This window comes from Streptomyces sp. NPDC054932, from assembly GCF_053610205.1.
Window position 1 is genome coordinate 1 of record NZ_JBSGXU010000024.1, and the last position, 16,377, is coordinate 16,377.

A 16,377-nucleotide genomic window follows, 5' to 3' on the forward strand; every position below is an offset into this window, starting at 1 on the left:
GCCCCAGCGGGCGTCCGGGGTTCGCGTGCTTCCGGGCGGACGGCGCCGCCGGAGGTCAGTCGTGCCAGGCTCCCGACTCCTCCAGCAGCGGCTGGAGCGAGGCGAACACGGCAGGCGTGGCGGCCAGGGTCAGCCCGCCCGAGGCCGGCTCACCCGGGCGGCCCCCCGTCACGGCCCCGGCCTCCCGGGCGATCAGGTCCCCGGCGGCCAGGTCCCACGGGTTGAGCCCCCGCTCGTAGTACCCGTCGAGGCGCCCCGCGGCCACGTCGCACAGGTCCAGCGCCGCCGACCCGCCCCGCCGGATGTCCCGCACCAGCGGGATGATCCGCGCCACGACCTCGGCCTGGTGGGCCCGCCGGGTCTGCACGTACGCGAAGCCGGTCCCGAGCAGCGCCTGGTCCAGCGGCGCCGCCGGCCGGCAGGCGAGGCGGGACGTACCCAGCCACGCGCCGCCGCCGAGCACCGCGTGGTAGGTCTCCCCGCGCATCGGCGCCGCGACGACGCCCACCACGGTCTCGCCGCCGTACTCGGCCGCGATGGAGACGCCCCAGCTCGGCAGCCCGTAGAGGTAGTTCACGGTGCCGTCCAGCGGGTCGACGACCCAGCGCACCCCGCTCGTCCCCGGGGTGTCCGCGCCCTCCTCGCCCAGCAGCCCGTCCTCGGGCCGCCGCTCGGCGAGGATGCCGGTGATCAGCTTCTCCGCCGCGATGTCCATCTCGGTCACCACGTCGATCGGGCTGGTCTTCGTCGCCGCCACGGCCAGATCGGCCGGGCGGCCGTCGCGCAGCAGAGCTCCGGCCTGCCGGGCGGCCTCCAGGCCCACGTCCAGCAGTTCGGCCTTCAGCTCGTCAGAGATCACGGTCCCACTTCCTACGCGTACGGACTGTCCACGCCCGCGGCCGCCGGCCGGGGGCCCCGCGCCGGGCAGCAGCCCACCGCGCACAGGTCATGACTCTGGCCCAGCGTGCCCACCCAGCACTCCGCGGCCGGCTCCCCGCGCTCCTTGGCGGCGCGCTCCAGCACCAGCTCCCGTACGGCGGAGGCGAAGCGCGGATCGGCGCCGACGGTGGCGGACCTGCGGGCGGGCAGGCCCAGCCCGGCCGCCTTCGCGGTGGCCTCGGTGTCCAGGTCGTAGAGGACTTCCATGTGGTCGGAGACGAAGCCGATGGGCACCATGACGACGGCGGGCGCCCCGGCGGCGTGCAGGGCCTCCAGGTGGTCGCAGATGTCCGGCTCCAGCCACGGGATGTGCGGGGCGCCGCTGCGGGACTGGTAGACGAGCTCCCAGGAGTGCGCGACCCCGGTCCGCGCGGCCACCTCGTCCGCGATCACCCGGGCGACGTCCAGGTGCTGCTTGACGTACGCCCCGCCCTCGCCGCCCCCGGTGTGGTCCGCGACGGGGCCGGAGGTGTCGGCCGCGGCGGTCGGGATGGAGTGGGTGGTGAAGGCGAGGTGCGCGCCGGAGCGCACCTCCTCCGGCAGCTCGGCGAGCGAGGCCAGCACCCCGTCGATCATGGGCTCCACGAAGCCGGGGTGGTTGAAGTAGTGGCGCAGCTTGTCGACGCGCGGCAGCTCCACGCCCTCCCCGGCCAGGGTGGCCAGCGCGTCGGCGAGGTTCTCGCGGTACTGGCGGCAGCCCGAGTACGAGGCGTACGCGCTGGTCGCGAGCACCGCGATCCGGCGGCGCCCGTCGGCGGCCATCTCCCGCATCACGTCGGTCAGGTACGGGGCCCAGTTCCGGTTGCCCCAGTACACCGGCAGGTCCAGCCCGTGCCCGGCGAAGTCCTTGCGCAGTGCGTCCAGCAGCTCACGGTTCTGCCCGTTGATCGGGCTGACCCCGCCGAACCCGAAGTAGTGCTGCCCGACCTCCTTGAGCCGCTCGCGGGGGATGCCGCGCCCGCGCGTGACGTTCTCCAGGAAGGGCACGACGTCGTCGGGTCCCTCGGGGCCGCCGAAGGACAGCAGGAGAAGGGCGTCGTAAGGGGCGGCGGAGCCGCCGTCGGGGGCACGGAGCTGGTCTGACATGCCTCGAATCCTGCCACCCGGTGCCCGGGCCCGGGCACCGGACCCGGCCCGTCCCACCCCTCGGACGCGAGGTAAGGTCACCCTAACTTCCTGTCGGTATTTTCCCCATGCGGGCGCCTTGTCGGCGGACGTAACCTGTGTTTGCCAATCACGTCCCTTACGGAGGGCACCACCTTGCCCAGTCCCTACCGCGCCATATTCGCCATCCCCGGCACCAAGGGGTTCACGGGCGCCGGCATTATCGGCCGGCTACCGCTGGCCATGGTGGGCATCGGCGTCCTCACGATGATCACGGAGCTCGGCGGCAGCTACGGGCTCGCCGGCGCGCTCACCGGCACCATCGCCCTGTCCGCCGCCGCCGTGGGCCCCCAGATATCGCGGCTCGTGGACCAGTACGGACAGCGGCGGGTGCTGCGCCCCGTCACCCTGATCACGGCCGCCGCGGTGACCGGCCTGCTGGTCGCGGCGGCGAACGGCTGGCCGAGCTGGACCCTCTTCCCCTTCGCCGTCGTCGCCGGGTGCGTGCCGAGCGTCGGATCGATGGTCCGGGCCCGCTGGACGGCCCTGTTCCGCGACACCCCCCAGCTGCACACGGCCTATTCGTTCGAGTCCATCGTCGACGAGCTCTGCTTCATCATCGGCCCGCCGCTGGCCGCGACCCTCTCGGCCGGCTGGTTCCCCGAGGCCGGCCCGGTGGTCGCCCTCGTCTGCCTGGTGACGGGCGTGTGGTGGCTGACGGCCCTGACCGCCACCGAGCCCGAGCCGCACCCCCACCACGAGCACACGGACCGGTCCTCGGCGCTGCGCTCCCCCGGCCTGCAGGTCCTGGTGGCCACCTTCGTGGCGACCGGCGCGATCTTCGGCTCCGTCGACGTGTCGACCCTCGCCTTCGCCGAGGAGCAGGGCAGCAAGTCCCTCGGTGGGGTGTTCCTGGCGGTCTGGGCGTTCGGATCCTGCCTGGCGGGCATCGTCTTCGGCCTGTTGCACTTCAAGGGCAGGGCCGAACCTCGCTGGCTCCTGGGCATCAGTGCGATGGCCGTGAGTATGATCCCCCTCCTACTGGCCGGGAACCTTCCGTTTCTGGCCGTGGCGCTCTTCGTCTCGGGCCTCGCCATCGCTCCCACGATGATCACCACGATGGCCCTGATCGAGGCGCACGTACCACACGCGAAGCTGACCGAGGGCATGACCTGGATCAGCACCGGCCTCGCGGTCGGTATCGCGCTGGGGTCCTTCGTGACCGGCTTGGTCGTCGACGCAGCCGGAGCGCAGGCCGGGTACGTCGTCTCCATCACGGCGGGGATCGCGGCGGCCGCGGTCGGGTTCGCGGGTTATCGCCGGCTGCAGAGGCCGGCGCAAGGGGAGGAGCCAGCAACCGATGGGGACGGCGACAGCACGGCAGCGCAGCACGGAACGGACCGCGTGGCGTAACTGGGCGGGCAACATCACCGCCACACCGACCCGCGTGGTGAGCCCGGCATCGGTCGGGGAGCTCCAGGAGGCGGTCCGCCGGGCCGCCGAGGACGGGCTGCGGGTGAAGGCGGTCGGCACCGGCCACTCCTTCACCGCGGCCGCCGCGACCGACGGGGTGCTCGTACGCCCGCAGGCCCTGGCCGGGATCCTGTCGATCGACCGGGCCGCGGGCACGGTCACGGTGGCGGCGGGCACGGTCCTGAGGGACCTCAACCGGGCCCTGGCCGCGGAAGGCCTGTCGCTCACCAACATGGGCGACATCATGGAGCAGACGGTCTCCGGCGCCACCAGCACCGGCACCCACGGCACCGGCCGCGACTCGGCCTCCATCGCCGCCCAGATCCGGGGCCTGGAACTGGTCACCGCCGACGGCCGGCTGCTGAACTGCTCGGACAAGGAGAATCCCGAGGTCTTCGCGGCGGCCCGGGTCGGCATCGGCGCGCTCGGCATCGTCACCGCGATCACCTTCGCCGTGGAGCCGGTCTTCTTCCTGTCCGCGCGGGAGGAGCCGATGGGCTTCGAGCGGGTGACGGCCGAGTTCGAGCAGCACTTCGCGGAGAACGAGCACTTCGAGTTCTACTGGTTCCCGCACACCGGCAACTGCAACACCAAGCGGAACAACCGCAGCCAGGGCCCCGCCGCCCCGCCCGGACCGGTGAGCGCCTGGATCGAGGACGAGTTGCTCTCCAACGGCCTCTTCCAGGCCGTCAACTCGCTGGGCCGCGCGGTCCCGGCCACCATTCCCTCCATCGCCCGGGTGGCCAGCCGCGCCCTGTCGGCGCGCACGTACACGGACATCCCGTACAAGGTGTTCACCAGTCCGCGCCGGGTGCGCTTCGTGGAGATGGAGTACGCGCTCCCGCGCGAGCAGGTGGTCGAGGCGCTGCGGGAACTGCGGGCGATGGTCGACCGCTCCGGGCTGCGGATCAGCTTCCCCGTGGAGGTGCGCACGGCTCCGGCGGACGACATCACGCTCTCGACCGCCTCGGGGCGCGAAACGGCGTACATCGCGGTGCACATGTACAAGGGCACCCCGTACCAGTCCTACTTCACGGCGGCCGAGCGCATCTTCACCGCGCACGGCGGGCGTCCGCACTGGGGCAAGGTGCACACGCGGGACGCGGGGTACTTCGCGGAGGTCTACCCGCGGTTCGGCGAGTTCACCGCGCTGCGCGACCGTCTCGACCCGAACCGGGTCTTCGGCAACGACTACCTGCGGCGCGTCCTCGGGGACTGAGCCGGTCCCGGCGGCCGGGGTCAGGGCGTGCTCCGCCCCGCCGCCGGTGTCGACGCGTCAGGGCCGGTCGGCGGGGCCGGCGGTGCGGGGGCCGGGGACGTGGACGGGGACTCCTTCGAGGGGGAGGTGCTGGGCTTCGGATCCCCGGAAGCCCCGGAGTTCCCGGAGTTCCCGCCGGAGTTCCCGGATCCCGAGGGGCTCGGTCCGGGGCCGGGGCTCCGGCCGTCCTGCGGGTCCGAGGGGCTCGGCGAGGTCCCCGGACCGGGGGCCCGCCCGCGCTTCCCGTCGGAGCCCGGCCCCTCCGGGGGCGGGGCGGGCCGGTCCCGGTCCGCCGTGCGGGTGCCGCCGGAGAAGAGCGTGCCGCCGCCACTGCTGACGGAGGTGCCGGCCATCGCCTCGTACGTGCCGAGGCCGCCGATGGCGAGGGCGAAGGCCGCTCCGGAGGCCACCGCGGTGCGCTTCCAGCCCCGTACCCGGGTGCCGTGCACGGTGGCCTCGCCGAACTCCCCCGTGAGCGCGCCGTCCGGGGCCCGCTGCTCCGCACGGTCCGTCGGCACGCTACGGGCCCCGGTCCGGGCGCTCCCCCGCAGCCGGTCGCCGGTGCGCCGGAAGAAGTGCTGGATCACGGGCCCGCCCGCGGTCGCGACGACGCTGACCACGCCGGCCCCGAGGATGGTCCCGTAGACACCCATCTTCGAGGCGAGCAGGGCCGCCGCGACGGTGGCGAGCGAGGAACCGGCGACCTGGGCCGCGCTCAGGTCGAGCTTCTTCCTCTCCGGCTCCTCCCCGACGTCCCGCGCCGCCCTCTGACCCATCGCCATCCCCGGTGTGTCCTGCCTCTCGCGCTTCTCCTCTTTCAGGAGTTACGGACCCATGAGCGAAGCAGATAGTTCCGTTTCTGGTGATTATGTGAAGCAAGACACCCGAAAACGGACCACGGGTGCAGGTCGGACCCGATCGAGGGCAGGCCAACTCCCGCCGTCCGGGGAAACTTCGGCGGCGCGGCGGTCCACCCAGGTGGCCCGAATGGAGTACTGTGGCGAGCCCTGGGGCCGTCCTTCCTTTCGGATGTCCGGACTCGGGAGAGGGGGCCGACTGATGGAACACGGCACTCAAAGACCGGTGATGCCGCGGAATTGCACGGGCTCCTGCTGCGCACAGTAACCGTTCGGTCACTGTGCGTGCCCAACAGGTAACCGTGCCATAACGACGATCAAGGGCGCATGCCCGACACGCCGGTTTAACTCGGCAAGGTTGTGGCAGGCTGCACCCGGGCAGGCCACACTCGACTAGCGGAAGCAGCGACGCACGTGACGTCGGCAGGCACCACCCGGGAGGTCCCCATGCCCGAACTGCGTGTCGTGGCCGTCTCAAATGACGGCACACGACTGGTGCTCAAGGCTGCGGACAGCACGGAGTACACGCTTCCGATCGACGAGCGGCTCCGCGCCGCCGTCCGCAACGATCGCGCACGCCTGAACCAGATCGAGATTGAGGTGGAGAGCCACCTCCGCCCCCGCGACATCCAGGCCCGCATACGGGCCGGTGCCTCCGCGGAGGAGGTCGCTCAACTCGCCGGTATCCCCGTCGACCGCGTACGCCGCTTCGAGGGCCCGGTGCTCGCCGAGCGCGCGTTCATGGCCGAGCGTGCCCGCAAGACCCCCGTGCGCCGCCCCGGCGAGAACACCGGTCCGCAGCTCGGCGAGGCCGTGCAGGAACGGCTGACGCTGCGCGGGGCCGAGAAGGAATCCGTCCAGTGGGACTCCTGGCGCCGCGACGACGGCACCTGGGAGGTCCTGCTCGTCTACCGCGTCGCGAGCGAACCTCACTCCGCGAGCTGGACCTACGACCCGCCGCGCCGGCTGGTCGTGGCCGTCGACGACGAGGCCCGCTCCCTGATCGGCGAGTCGGAGGACCTGCCCGCGACGCCGGAGCCGAGCTTCCCCTTCGTGCCGAGGATCGCGCGGCTGCCGCGCGACCGGCCGCTGGACCGCGCCCTGGACCGGCAGCTGGAGCGGGCCGACAGCCGGCCGGCGCCCACGCCGGAGCCGGAGGAGGAGCGGGACACCCTGACCAGCCTGCTGGAGGCGGTCCCGAGCTTCCGCGGCGACATGGTGGTCCCGGAGCGCACCGAACCGACGGACACGGAACCGGAGGCGGAGGAGCCGCCGGCTCCCGCCGCCTCGGCGGGCGCGGGCGCCGCGTACGCCGATGTCCTGATGCCCCGCACGGTGGCGGGCCACCGCGACCGGCTGACCGGCACGACCGACCGCCAGGCCGAGGCCGACGGGGTCCGCCCCGGGCGCCGTGCGGCCGTACCGAGCTGGGACGAGATCGTCTTCGGCACCCGCCGCAAGAAGCAGGAGTAGCGCCGCAGAGCAGGGCCCCCGCCGACGCGTGGAGCGGCGGGCCGAACGGTACGGCGGGACCGGTCAGGGCCGGTTGCGCCGGGGCCGGGCGGCCTTGCGTCAGGCGCCCCGCAGGGAGCGCCCCGGCATGCGCCCGGCCCCGTCCCGACTACTGGGGGTCCGGGCCCGTGGCCACCGGGCGGGCCGGGTCGCCGGACCATTCGGACCAACTGCCCGCATAGAGGTCGGACTCGATGCCGGCCACCTCCAGGGCCAGTACCTCATGCGCTCCGGAGACTCCCGAGCCGCAGTACACACCGACCGGGGTCCCCTCGGACGCGCCGAGCCCCTCGAACCGGGCGCGCAGCGCGTCCGCCGGCAGGAACCGCCCGTCCGGACGCACGTTCTCCGAGGTCGGAGCCGACAGCGCGCCCGGGATGTGGCCGCCCACCGGGTCGATCGGTTCGACCTCGCCCCGGTAGCGCTCGCCCGCACGGGCGTCCAGGAGGACGCCCTCCCGCGCGCGCAGGGCCGCCGCGTCCGCGTCCAGCAGTCCGACCGCCCCCGGAGTTGGCTTGAAATCGCCCTCCGCGGGAGTCACCCGATCGGCTGTCACCTCACCCCCGGCGGCCGTCCAGGCGGCAAGGCCGCCGTCGAGGACCCGCACGTTCGGGTGACCTGTCCAGCGCAACAACCACCATGCCCGGGCCGCCGCCCAGCCCTGGCCTCCGTCGTACACAACGACGGGCCCGTCCGCCGGGACGCCCGCCCGCCGCATCGCTTCCCCGAAGGCCTCCGGGTCCGGCAGCGGGTGCCTCCCGCCCGACCCGGGCGGACCTGCCAGTTCGCTGTCGAGGTCGACGTACACCGCTCCGGGAAGGTGTCCTGCCTCGTAGGCGGGCCGCTGGTCGGGGCCGCCGAGCTGCCAGCGGACGTCCAGCAGCACCGGCGGGCGGGGGCCCGCCAGCTCGTTCCTCAGTCCGGCGGCGGCGAGGATCGCAGATTTCGCAGTCATGCCCGCCATCTTCCTCCCCGCCCGGCACCGGCGTAACAAGCCCGTCATCGGGGGGCCGCACCGATCCGGTCAACTCCGCGCCGGGCCCCCTCGTTGCGGCCCGGTCGGGGCGCGCCGAGTCCCCGGGAGTGGAAGCATCAGCACCGGTAAGCGCCACGACGGAGGAGACGGCTGACATGACCGAGGCAGCGGAAGCAACCCGGCGCACGCCCGGTACCCCGTGCTGGGTGAGCCTCATGGTGCACGGCCTCGGGACCACCGAGGACTTCTACGCCGACCTGTTCGGCTGGGAGTACGAACCGGGACCCGAGCAGCTCGGCCCGTACGTCCGTGCGGTGCTGAACGGCCACGAGGTGGCCGGGATCGGGGAGATGCCGCCGGACCGGCATCTTCCGGTGAACTGGACGACGTACCTCGCCACCGACGACGCGGACGCGACCGCCGAGTCGGTCCGCGCCTGCGGCGGCACGGTCGCGGTGGGTCCGCTGGACGCCGGCATCGCGGGGCGGGTGGCGATCTGCTCCGACCCGCTGGGTGCGATCTTCGGACTGTGGCAGGCGCAGAGCCGCATGGGCACCCGGCTGCACGGCGGGCCGGGCACCCCCGTGTGGAACGAGCTGGTCACCCAGGACACCTCGACGGTCGGGAAGTTCTACGAGCACGTCTTCGGCCACGAGGCGCAGACGCACGCCACGGCCTCCGACGACTTCGACTACCTGACCCTGCACCTGGAGGGCCGCCCCGTGGCCGCCGTGCACGGCGTCGGGCGTTCGCTCCCGCACGACCGGGGACCGCACTGGATGGCGTACTTCGAGGTGGAGGACACCGACGCGGCGGCGGCCCGGGTGGTCGAACTCGGCGGACGCGTGGTCGATCCGCCCCGCGAGGGTCCGCGCGGCCGGCAGGCCACGGTCGCGGACCCGGAGGGAGCGGTCTTCGCCATCGTGCGGTCCCCGCGCTGAGCTCAGTCCGCCCTCGGCCCGGGCGCCCGTCCGAAGTGGCGGGCGGTGGGCACGAGGGCGGCCGCGGCGGGTACGAGGAAGCAGGCCCCGGCGCACACCGCGAGGACCGGGGTGACGCCGAAGGTGTCGATGGCCGGGGCGATGAGGGCGAGGCCCACCGGGGCGAGGCCGTAGGACAGGAGGAAGTCCAGGGAGGAGACCCGGGCGAGCTTGTCCGGGGCGACCTCGCGCTGGGTGGCCGTGAACCAGGGCACGTTGAACAGTTCGATCCCGGCGCCGGCCACGACGTAGGCCGCGATCACCACCACCGGGTGGACCGGCAGCATCAGGCTCAGCGGCGCGAAACCGTAGGCGGCGAGTCCCGCGAAGGCGCTCCAGCCCTGGGAGCGGGGCCGCCGGCGGGCGGTGACCAGGGCCCCGCCGAGCGCGCCCACGGTGTAGGCGGTCATGGCCGCGGCCAGGACCCACCCGGTGCCGTAGCGGTCGCGGCTGATGAGGGGCAGGGCGACGCTGGTGGCGGAGTAGCCCAGCGCGATCACGGCGGTCAGGGCGCCGAGTCCGGCGAGGAACCAGGGGTGTCGGCGGGCCTCGCGTATCCCGTCGATGAATTCGGCGCGCAGCGATGCGCGCGGGGCGGGCGCGGCCGCCTCGGCCGATCCGGCTGACTCGGCCGGTGCGGCGGTGGGCCGCGGGACGGCTCCCCGGCCCGGCAGGAGGGCGGCGACGAGCCAGAGCACGCCGATCCCCAGCAGCAGAGTCCCCACGTCGACGAATGCCGCGAGCAGCGCGGTCAGGGTGGGGCCCGCCAGCGTGGAGGTCCGAACCGCCATGGTCATGGCGGCGTTGGCCTGCTGCCTGCGGTCGGCGGCGACGACCTCGGCGGTGAGCGCCTGGAAGGCGGGGCGGCAGGCCCCCTGACCGGCGCCCGCGAGCGCGGCGGCCAGGGTCATCAGGGCCAGCGACCGGCCGAGACCCAGGGCGAGGAGCGGGGCCGCCGCCGCGGCCGCGAGGGCGGACCAGAGCACGACGGCCCGGCGCGGGTGACGGTCGGCCAGCACTCCGCCGACGGCGACGGCGACGAGGAAGCCGGCGGTGCGGGCGGCGAGGACCAGGCCCAGGCCGGCCGCGCCGAGTTCCCGGTGCAGGACCGCGAGACCCAGGACGAAGGGCAGCGCCCAGGTCGCGAGTCCGGAGGCGGTGGTGCCTGCCCACAGGCGCAGGAAGGCGGGGTCGCGCAGGACGGAACGTGCGGGCGGCGGAACGGCCTTGGGCGTCGCGGGCGCGGGTGTGGTCGACACGGTGTGGTGCTCCTCATTCGTCGGCAGGTGCCGGGTCGTGGTTCGGCGAACCATGACCCCAGGGGTGTTAATGAAAACGATAACCATTACAGTACTCTTCGAACGCGGCACCCCTGCCCGGTGCACGACCGCACCCACGGCCCTTCCCGAACCGGAGAACCCATGCGCCACCGCGCCCGACTCGGCATTCCCCTCACACTCGCCCTGGCCCTTACGACCGCGGGCTGTTCGGCCGCCACCGACGACCGCGCCCCGGCCGGCCCGTCCGCCGCCCCGGCGGCGGCGATCAGCAGTTGCGGGCGCCCGCTCGCCTTCGACCGGCCCCCGGAGCGCGCCGTCGCCCTGGACCAGACCTCGACCGAGATCCTGCTGGAACTGGGACTCCAGAAGCGGATGGCCGGGACGGCCAACCTCAAGACGAAGATCCCCGCGCAGTACCAGGACGCGTACGCCGGTGTCCCGGTCATCGCCCCCAAGATCGCCACCAACGAGCAACTGCGCTCCGCCACACCCGACTTCGTGATCGCCGGCTCCACCGACCTCTACACGAAGGACCGCGCCGGCACCCGCGAGGAACTGGCGGCCCTCGAGGTCGCGACCTTCGTCAGCGCCGTGGACTGCCCGCAGCAGAACGAGGCCGGAAAGACCCCCTTCGAACTGCTCTTCTCCGACTACGAGCAACTCGGCAAGGTCTTCGGCAGCGAGGAACGGGCCGGCCGCCTCGCCCGGGAGCAGCGCGCCGCGGTCACCGCGGCCGGTGAGAACGCCTCCCGGGCCGCCGCGCCGGGCGGCGGGCAGCCCACCGTCGTCTACCTCTACTCGGTCTTCAACGGCATGCCGTACGTCGCGGGCCGGACCGGTCTGCCCAGCGAGATGAGCCGGATCGTCGGTGCGAAGAACGCCTTCGACGACGTGGACGAGGACTGGCCGGAGGTCTCCTGGGAGGAAGTCGCCAAGCGCGACCCGGACTTCATCGTGATCGGCGATCTGTCCGAACGCGGCCGGCCCGGCGACCGCGCCGCCGAGAAGCGCGACACGATGGCCAAGGACCCGGTGGCCTCCAAGCTGGCGGCGGTGCGCGAGAACAGGATCATCGAGGTGCCGGGCATCGAACTGGACCCCTCCGTACGCTCGGTGCACACCCTGGGGCTGCTGGCGGCGGGGATGAAGGACCTCGGGTATGTCCGCTGACCCGGTCGCCCGGCCGGACGCCCCGGACCCGCCGGTGGACCTGCTGCTCCCGGCCGCCCGCGGGGTCCGGGTGCGCACGCCGTCCCCACCGCCCCGGACCGGGCGGTCAGGACCGCGGACCCGGGCGGTACTGCTGCTCGCCGGGATGCTCGTGCTGGCCGCCTCGGTGGCGGCCGGCACCCGTATCGGTACCGCCGACGTGGGATGGGCCGACCTCGGCCGGGTGGTCGGTGCCCGGCTGGGCCTCGGCACCGAACCGCTGCCGCCGCTGCTGGACTCGCTCGTCTGGGACCTGCGGCTGCCGCGGGTCCTGATGGCGGCCCTGGTCGGCGCCTCGCTCGCGGTCTGCGGCACCGTGCTCCAGGCCGTCACGCGCAACGCGCTGGCCGACCCGTACCTGCTCGGCGTGTCCTCGGGCGCCTCGGCCGGGGCCGTCACCGTGGCCGTCCTGCCCCTGTCCGGACTCGGGCTCGGGCTCGGCGGCACGCTCGGGATCACCAGCGGCGCCCTCGCGGGCGCCCTGCTCTCCTTCGGCCTGCTGCTGGTGCTGCTGCGTCGGACGGGCCTGGACTCGGGCCGCATCGTCCTCACCGGCGTGGTCGTCGGGCAGCTCTTCACCGCTCTGACCTCGCTCGTCCTGATGGCCTCGGCGGACGCCGACACCACGCGCGCCCTCACCCACTGGCTGCTGGGCTCGATGGCCCCGGCCCGCTGGGACGCCGTCGCGGTCTGCGCGCTCGTCACCCCGCTCGGGCTGGCGGCCGCCTGGCTGTGCGCGAACTCCCTGGACGGCCTCGCGTTCGGCGCGGACACCGCCGCCTCCCTGGGGATCGGCGTACGGCGCACCCGGATGCTGCTGCTCGTCATGACGGCCGTGCTGACCTCGGTGGCGGTGGCCACCGTCGGCGCCATCGGGTTCGTCGGGCTGATCGTCCCGCACGGGGTGCGCCTCCTCGCCGGTCCGCTCCACCGGGTCCTGCTCCCGCACGCGGCGCTCGCGGGCGCGGTGTTCCTGGTGTGGACCGACGCCCTGGCGCGGGTCGCCTTCGCACCGCGCGAGATACCGGTCGGCGTGATCACCGCGCTGCTCGGCGTACCGCTGTTCCTTCTCGTCCTGCGCAGGAGGGGTGAGCTGTGAGGATCACCGCCGAAGGGCTGAGCTGGTCGGCCTCGGGAACGCCCGTCGTCCGCGGGGTCGGCCTGGACGTCGCGCCGGGCGAGACGGTCGGACTGCTCGGCCCCAACGGCTCGGGCAAGTCCTCGCTGTTGCGCTGCCTGGCCGGGCTCCGCGTGCCCGACGCGGGCACGGTGCACTACGACGGGCAGCCCGTACGGGACTGGAGCGCCCGCCGGATCGCCCGCCGGGTCGCCTTCGTCGAGCAGGACGGCGCGTTCGACACCGACCTGCGCGTCGTCGACGTCGTGGGGCTGGGGCGGACCCCCTTCCGCGACCGCTGGCGCGGGCCGGACGCCACCGACCGGGCGGTCGTCGCCGCCGCACTGGAGCGCGTCGGTCTCACCGGGCTCGCCGACCGCTCCTGGAAGGGCCTGTCCGGCGGCGAGCGGCAGCGCGCCCACATCGCCCGCGCGCTCGCCCAGCAACCGTACGCCCTGCTCCTGGACGAGCCCACCAACCATCTGGACGTCAAACACCAGTTGGAGCTCATGGAGCTGCTCGCCGGTACCGGGCAGACGGTACTGGTCGCCCTCCACGACCTCACCCTGGCCGCCCGCCACTGCGACCGGCTGCTGCTCATGGACCGCGGCCGGCTGATCGCCTCCGGCACCCCCGCCGATGTCCTCACGGCCGAGCGCCTCGCCCTGGTCTTCGGCGTGGACGCCGAACTGTCCACCGACGGGCTGGGCCGGCCCGCTGTCTGCTACCGCGGCCCCCTGCGCACCACCGGGCCCGAACCCGCATCTGCATCTGCATCTGCATCTGCATCCGTACTTCGACAAGGAACGTCATGACGACCCAGTCAGCCACCGCACCCGCACCCGCACCCGCCGTCGATGCGCTCATCGCGGCCGTACTGGCCGGTGAGCACGGCCCGCTGCCCTCCGGGCTCGTGGCCACCAGCGTGTTCTGGATCCACCACGGCACCCGGCTGGCCGGCGGCGACACCACCTACCTCAACCAGTACGTCCTGGTTCGCCTCGGCGGCGCCTTCGGCGGCTGCGCCTTCGAGGCGGGCGAGGTCGACCCGGCGATCTGCCGCGAGGCCTCCGGGGCCCCGCTCGACGTCCTGCTGCGCGAGGCACCGCGCCCGCTGCGGATCGCCGCCCTCGATGCCTACCTGGCCGCGCAGCTCCCGCACCGCGACGCCGGGGCCGAGCCGCTCACCCTCCCCGCCGGCACCCCCGAGGTGCGCGCCCGCGCCCGCGACGCGGCCATCGCCGGGCTGCTGGACATCGACGCGGGCGCCCGCGTCGGCCTCATCGGCGTGGTCAACCCGCTGGTCGCGGCGATCCGTGAGCGGGGCGGCGAACCGCTGCCGTGCGACTTCAACCTCAAGACCACCCAGTGGGGCGATCCCGTCACCACCGACATGCACGAGGTGCTGGAGCGCGCCGACGCCGTCGTCGCCACCGGCATGACCCTCAGCAACGGCTCCTTCGACACCGTCCTCGACCGCTGCCGCACCCGGGGCATCCCGCTGGTCGTCTACGCACAGAGCGGCAGCGCGGTGGCCCGGGCCTTCCTCGGCTCCGGAGTGACCGCCCTGTCCGCCGAACCCTTCCCCTTCTCCCAGTTCAGCGCCGACCCGACGACCCTGTACCGCTACCGGACGGTGGGGCAGCCGTGATCCCGTCCACCGCCCGCCGCGGCGCCGGGCACGCCTCCTGCCACCACGGCGAGATCCTCCAGGGCGTCTTCCTCGACGCCGCCGGGCGCCGGTGCGCCGGCCTGGTCACCCTGCCGATGACCGGGCTGGGCAGCCGCGCCGAGTTCACCCGCCGCCCCGGCACCCCGCCGGAGCAGCTGACCGTCCTCCCGGCCGACCGTACGAAGGCCGCCCGCGCGGCGGTCCTCGCCGTCGAGGAGTGCGCACGACGGCGCCGGGAGCCGCCCTGCGGAGGGGAGTTGCGGATCACCGGCGACATCCCGGTGGGCCTGGGCATGGGCAGCTCCACCAGCGATGTCATCGCCGTCGTGCGCGCGGTCGCCGACTCCTACGGAGCGCGGCTGGCGCCCGGCACCATCGCCCGGCTGGCGGTGCGCGCCGAGCTGGCCTGCGATCCGCTGATGCTCGACGCCCGCCCGGTGCTCTTCGCCCAGCGCGAGGGGCGGGTGCTGGAGGTCCTCGGCCACCGCCTGCCGCCCCTCGTCGTCGTGGGCTGCGCGCTGGGCGGGGGCGCGCCCGTGGACACCCTCTCCCTGCCGGTCCGACCGCACGAGGACACCGACGTACGCGCCTTCGAGCGGCTGCGCGCCCTGCTGCGGCGGGCCGTGGCCACCGGGGACGCGGCACTGCTGGGTCAGGTCGCCAGCGCCAGCGCACGGCAGGGCCAGCGGCTCTTGCGCCACCCGGAATTCGACACGCTCGCCGACATCGCCCGGCGGCTGGGGGCCGCGGGGGTGCAGATCGCGCACAGCGGCGCGGTGGCCGGTGTGCTCCTCGACCCGGCGGCCCCGGGTCTGCGCCACCGGGTCCGCAGCTGCGTACGGGCCCTGGAGAGCAACGGCATCGCCGCGACCCGCACCTTCGCGACCTTCCCGCCGACATCCCCGACGGCTTTCCCGACGACCTTCCCGACCACCAAGGAGTTCCCGAGTGGACCAGCACATCGCGGAGGCCATCGGCCGACCGGACCTGATACGCCTCGACGAGCGGCTCATCTGCCTGCGCTTTGAGACCATGAAGGTCGTCTCCGCCCTCGCCGCGGTCCGCCACCTGCTCGACACCGGGGTCGTTCGGCGCGGAGACACCCTGCTGGACAGCTCCAGCGGGATCTACGCCTACGCCCTCGCCCTGGCCTGCCACCGCCACGGCATGCGCTGTCACATCGTCGGCTCGACGACCGTCGATCGCACGCTGCGCGCCCAACTCGCCGTGCTCGGGGCGACGCTGGAGCAGATGGAGCCCTGCAGCGACCTGAAGCTGGACCAGAAGCGGCGGGTCGGGCGCATCCACGAGATCCTCGCGGAGCACCCCGAATACCACTGGATGCGCCAGTACCACGACGACATCCACTACCTGGGCTACCGGGCCGTGGCCGAGCTGATCCGCAGGTCGACGGGCAAGGACGACGGAGGCGCCGGCGGGGGCGGGGGCGGCCTGACCCTGGTCGGCGGGGTCGGCTCGGGTGCCTCCACCGGAGCGCTCGCCCGCTACCTCCGGGAGGACTCCCCCGACGTCGAACTCGTCGGCGTGCAGCCCTTCGGCAGCGTCACCTTCGGCGCCGAGCACGTCGCGGACCCCGAGATCATCATCGCCGGGATCGGCAGCTCCATCCCCTTCGAGAACGTCAGCCACGCCTCGTACGACACGCTCCACTGGATCTCCTTCGACGCCGCCCTGGCCGGCAGCATCGATCTGCTGCGGCGGCACGCGGTGTTCGCCGGCCTGTCCACCGGGGCCGGCTACCTCGCCGCGCGGTGGGAACGGTCCCGGGCCCCGGAACGCACGGTCCTCTTCATCGCCGCCGACACCGGCCACCGCTACGTGGACACCGTGTACGCCCGCCACCGCGAGGCGGCCGCCATCGACTCGCTGGCCCCCCACCCCGTCACTGACCGGGCCGAACTCGCCCTCCCCTGGTCCCGGATGCGCTGGAACCGGGCTCCCGGCACGGGCGGCGGCGCATGACCCAGTTTCAATACACG

Annotated in this window: 15 protein-coding genes; 10 read left to right on the forward strand and 5 right to left on the reverse strand. The window is 73.9% G+C overall.

Features of this window, described 5'->3' with window-relative positions:
- Positions 1-55: 55 nt before the first annotated feature.
- Both ACWGE1_RS09700 and ACWGE1_RS09705 read right to left on the reverse strand, forming a co-directional pair.
- Positions 56-859 carry an inositol monophosphatase family protein gene (locus ACWGE1_RS09700; protein ID WP_453419984.1) on the reverse strand — a complete coding sequence of 268 codons (804 nt, stop codon included), beginning with the start codon at positions 857-859 and terminating at the stop codon, positions 56-58.
- An 11-nt stretch (positions 860-870) separates the two neighbouring features.
- Positions 871-2,025 carry a ferrochelatase gene (locus tag ACWGE1_RS09705; RefSeq protein ID WP_453419985.1) on the reverse strand — a complete coding sequence of 385 codons (1,155 nt, stop codon included), beginning with the start codon at positions 2,023-2,025 and terminating at the stop codon, positions 871-873.
- 174 nt (positions 2,026-2,199) lie between these two features.
- Between ACWGE1_RS09705 and ACWGE1_RS09710 the strand changes: the two genes are divergently transcribed.
- Both ACWGE1_RS09710 and ACWGE1_RS09715 read left to right on the forward strand, forming a co-directional pair.
- The gene (locus ACWGE1_RS09710; protein WP_453419986.1) at positions 2,200-3,456 is read left to right on the forward strand and encodes an MFS transporter; all 1,257 of its coding nucleotides are present in this window, start codon (positions 2,200-2,202) and stop codon (positions 3,454-3,456) included.
- Positions 3,404-4,735, forward strand: coding sequence for a D-arabinono-1,4-lactone oxidase (locus ACWGE1_RS09715; RefSeq protein WP_453419987.1), 1,332 nt, complete (start codon positions 3,404-3,406; stop codon positions 4,733-4,735). The genes ACWGE1_RS09710 and ACWGE1_RS09715 overlap by 53 nt, the downstream gene beginning before the upstream one ends.
- Positions 4,736-4,755: 20 nt before the next feature.
- On the opposite strand, the gene ACWGE1_RS09720 is transcribed toward ACWGE1_RS09715, so the two are convergent.
- On the reverse strand, positions 4,756-5,556 hold the full coding sequence (locus ACWGE1_RS09720) for a hypothetical protein (RefSeq protein WP_453419988.1): 801 nt from the start codon (positions 5,554-5,556) through the stop codon (positions 4,756-4,758).
- Positions 5,557-6,045: 489 nt separating this feature from the next.
- Between ACWGE1_RS09720 and sepH the strand changes: the two genes are divergently transcribed.
- Positions 6,046-7,104 (forward strand): septation protein SepH, encoded by a 1,059-nt coding sequence (gene sepH, locus ACWGE1_RS09725; protein ID WP_453419989.1) that lies wholly within the window; start codon positions 6,046-6,048, stop codon positions 7,102-7,104.
- 148 nt (positions 7,105-7,252) lie between these two features.
- On the opposite strand, the gene ACWGE1_RS09730 is transcribed toward sepH, so the two are convergent.
- Positions 7,253-8,098, reverse strand: a complete 846-nt coding sequence (locus ACWGE1_RS09730) for a sulfurtransferase (RefSeq protein WP_453419990.1) — start codon at positions 8,096-8,098, stop codon at positions 7,253-7,255.
- A 176-nt stretch (positions 8,099-8,274) separates the two neighbouring features.
- Between ACWGE1_RS09730 and ACWGE1_RS09735 the strand changes: the two genes are divergently transcribed.
- Positions 8,275-9,060, forward strand: coding sequence for a VOC family protein (locus ACWGE1_RS09735; protein WP_453419991.1), 786 nt, complete (start codon positions 8,275-8,277; stop codon positions 9,058-9,060).
- Positions 9,061-9,062: 2 nt separating this feature from the next.
- Here ACWGE1_RS09735 and ACWGE1_RS09740 read toward each other — a convergent pair whose 3' ends face one another.
- Positions 9,063-10,358, reverse strand: coding sequence for an MFS transporter (locus tag ACWGE1_RS09740; protein ID WP_453419992.1), 1,296 nt, complete (start codon positions 10,356-10,358; stop codon positions 9,063-9,065).
- Positions 10,359-10,520: 162 nt separating this feature from the next.
- On the opposite strand from ACWGE1_RS09740, the gene ACWGE1_RS09745 reads away from it, so the two are divergent.
- The 6 genes from ACWGE1_RS09745 to ACWGE1_RS09770 are packed head-to-tail and all read left to right on the forward strand — an operon-like array spanning position 10,521 to position 16,360.
- Entirely contained in the window at positions 10,521-11,549 is a 1,029-nt protein-coding gene (locus ACWGE1_RS09745) for an ABC transporter substrate-binding protein (RefSeq protein WP_453419993.1), read from the forward strand.
- A complete protein-coding gene (locus ACWGE1_RS09750) occupies positions 11,539-12,687 on the forward strand; it encodes a FecCD family ABC transporter permease (RefSeq protein ID WP_453419994.1) in 1,149 nt (382 codons plus the stop codon). The genes ACWGE1_RS09745 and ACWGE1_RS09750 overlap by 11 nt, the downstream gene beginning before the upstream one ends.
- On the forward strand, positions 12,684-13,520 hold the full coding sequence (locus tag ACWGE1_RS09755; protein ID WP_453419995.1) for an ABC transporter ATP-binding protein: 837 nt from the start codon (positions 12,684-12,686) through the stop codon (positions 13,518-13,520). Before ACWGE1_RS09750 ends, ACWGE1_RS09755 begins: the two co-directional genes overlap by 4 nt.
- The gene (locus tag ACWGE1_RS09760; RefSeq protein ID WP_453419996.1) at positions 13,517-14,356 is read left to right on the forward strand and encodes a Rossmann-like domain-containing protein; all 840 of its coding nucleotides are present in this window, start codon (positions 13,517-13,519) and stop codon (positions 14,354-14,356) included. The genes ACWGE1_RS09755 and ACWGE1_RS09760 overlap by 4 nt, the downstream gene beginning before the upstream one ends.
- A complete protein-coding gene (locus tag ACWGE1_RS09765; protein ID WP_453419997.1) occupies positions 14,353-15,405 on the forward strand; it encodes a GHMP family kinase ATP-binding protein in 1,053 nt (350 codons plus the stop codon). The genes ACWGE1_RS09760 and ACWGE1_RS09765 overlap by 4 nt, the downstream gene beginning before the upstream one ends.
- Positions 15,326-16,360: a pyridoxal-phosphate dependent enzyme gene (locus ACWGE1_RS09770; RefSeq protein ID WP_453419998.1), complete on the forward strand. Its 1,035-nt coding sequence runs from the start codon at positions 15,326-15,328 to the stop codon at positions 16,358-16,360. The genes ACWGE1_RS09765 and ACWGE1_RS09770 overlap by 80 nt, the downstream gene beginning before the upstream one ends.
- Positions 16,361-16,377: the final 17 nt, after the last annotated feature.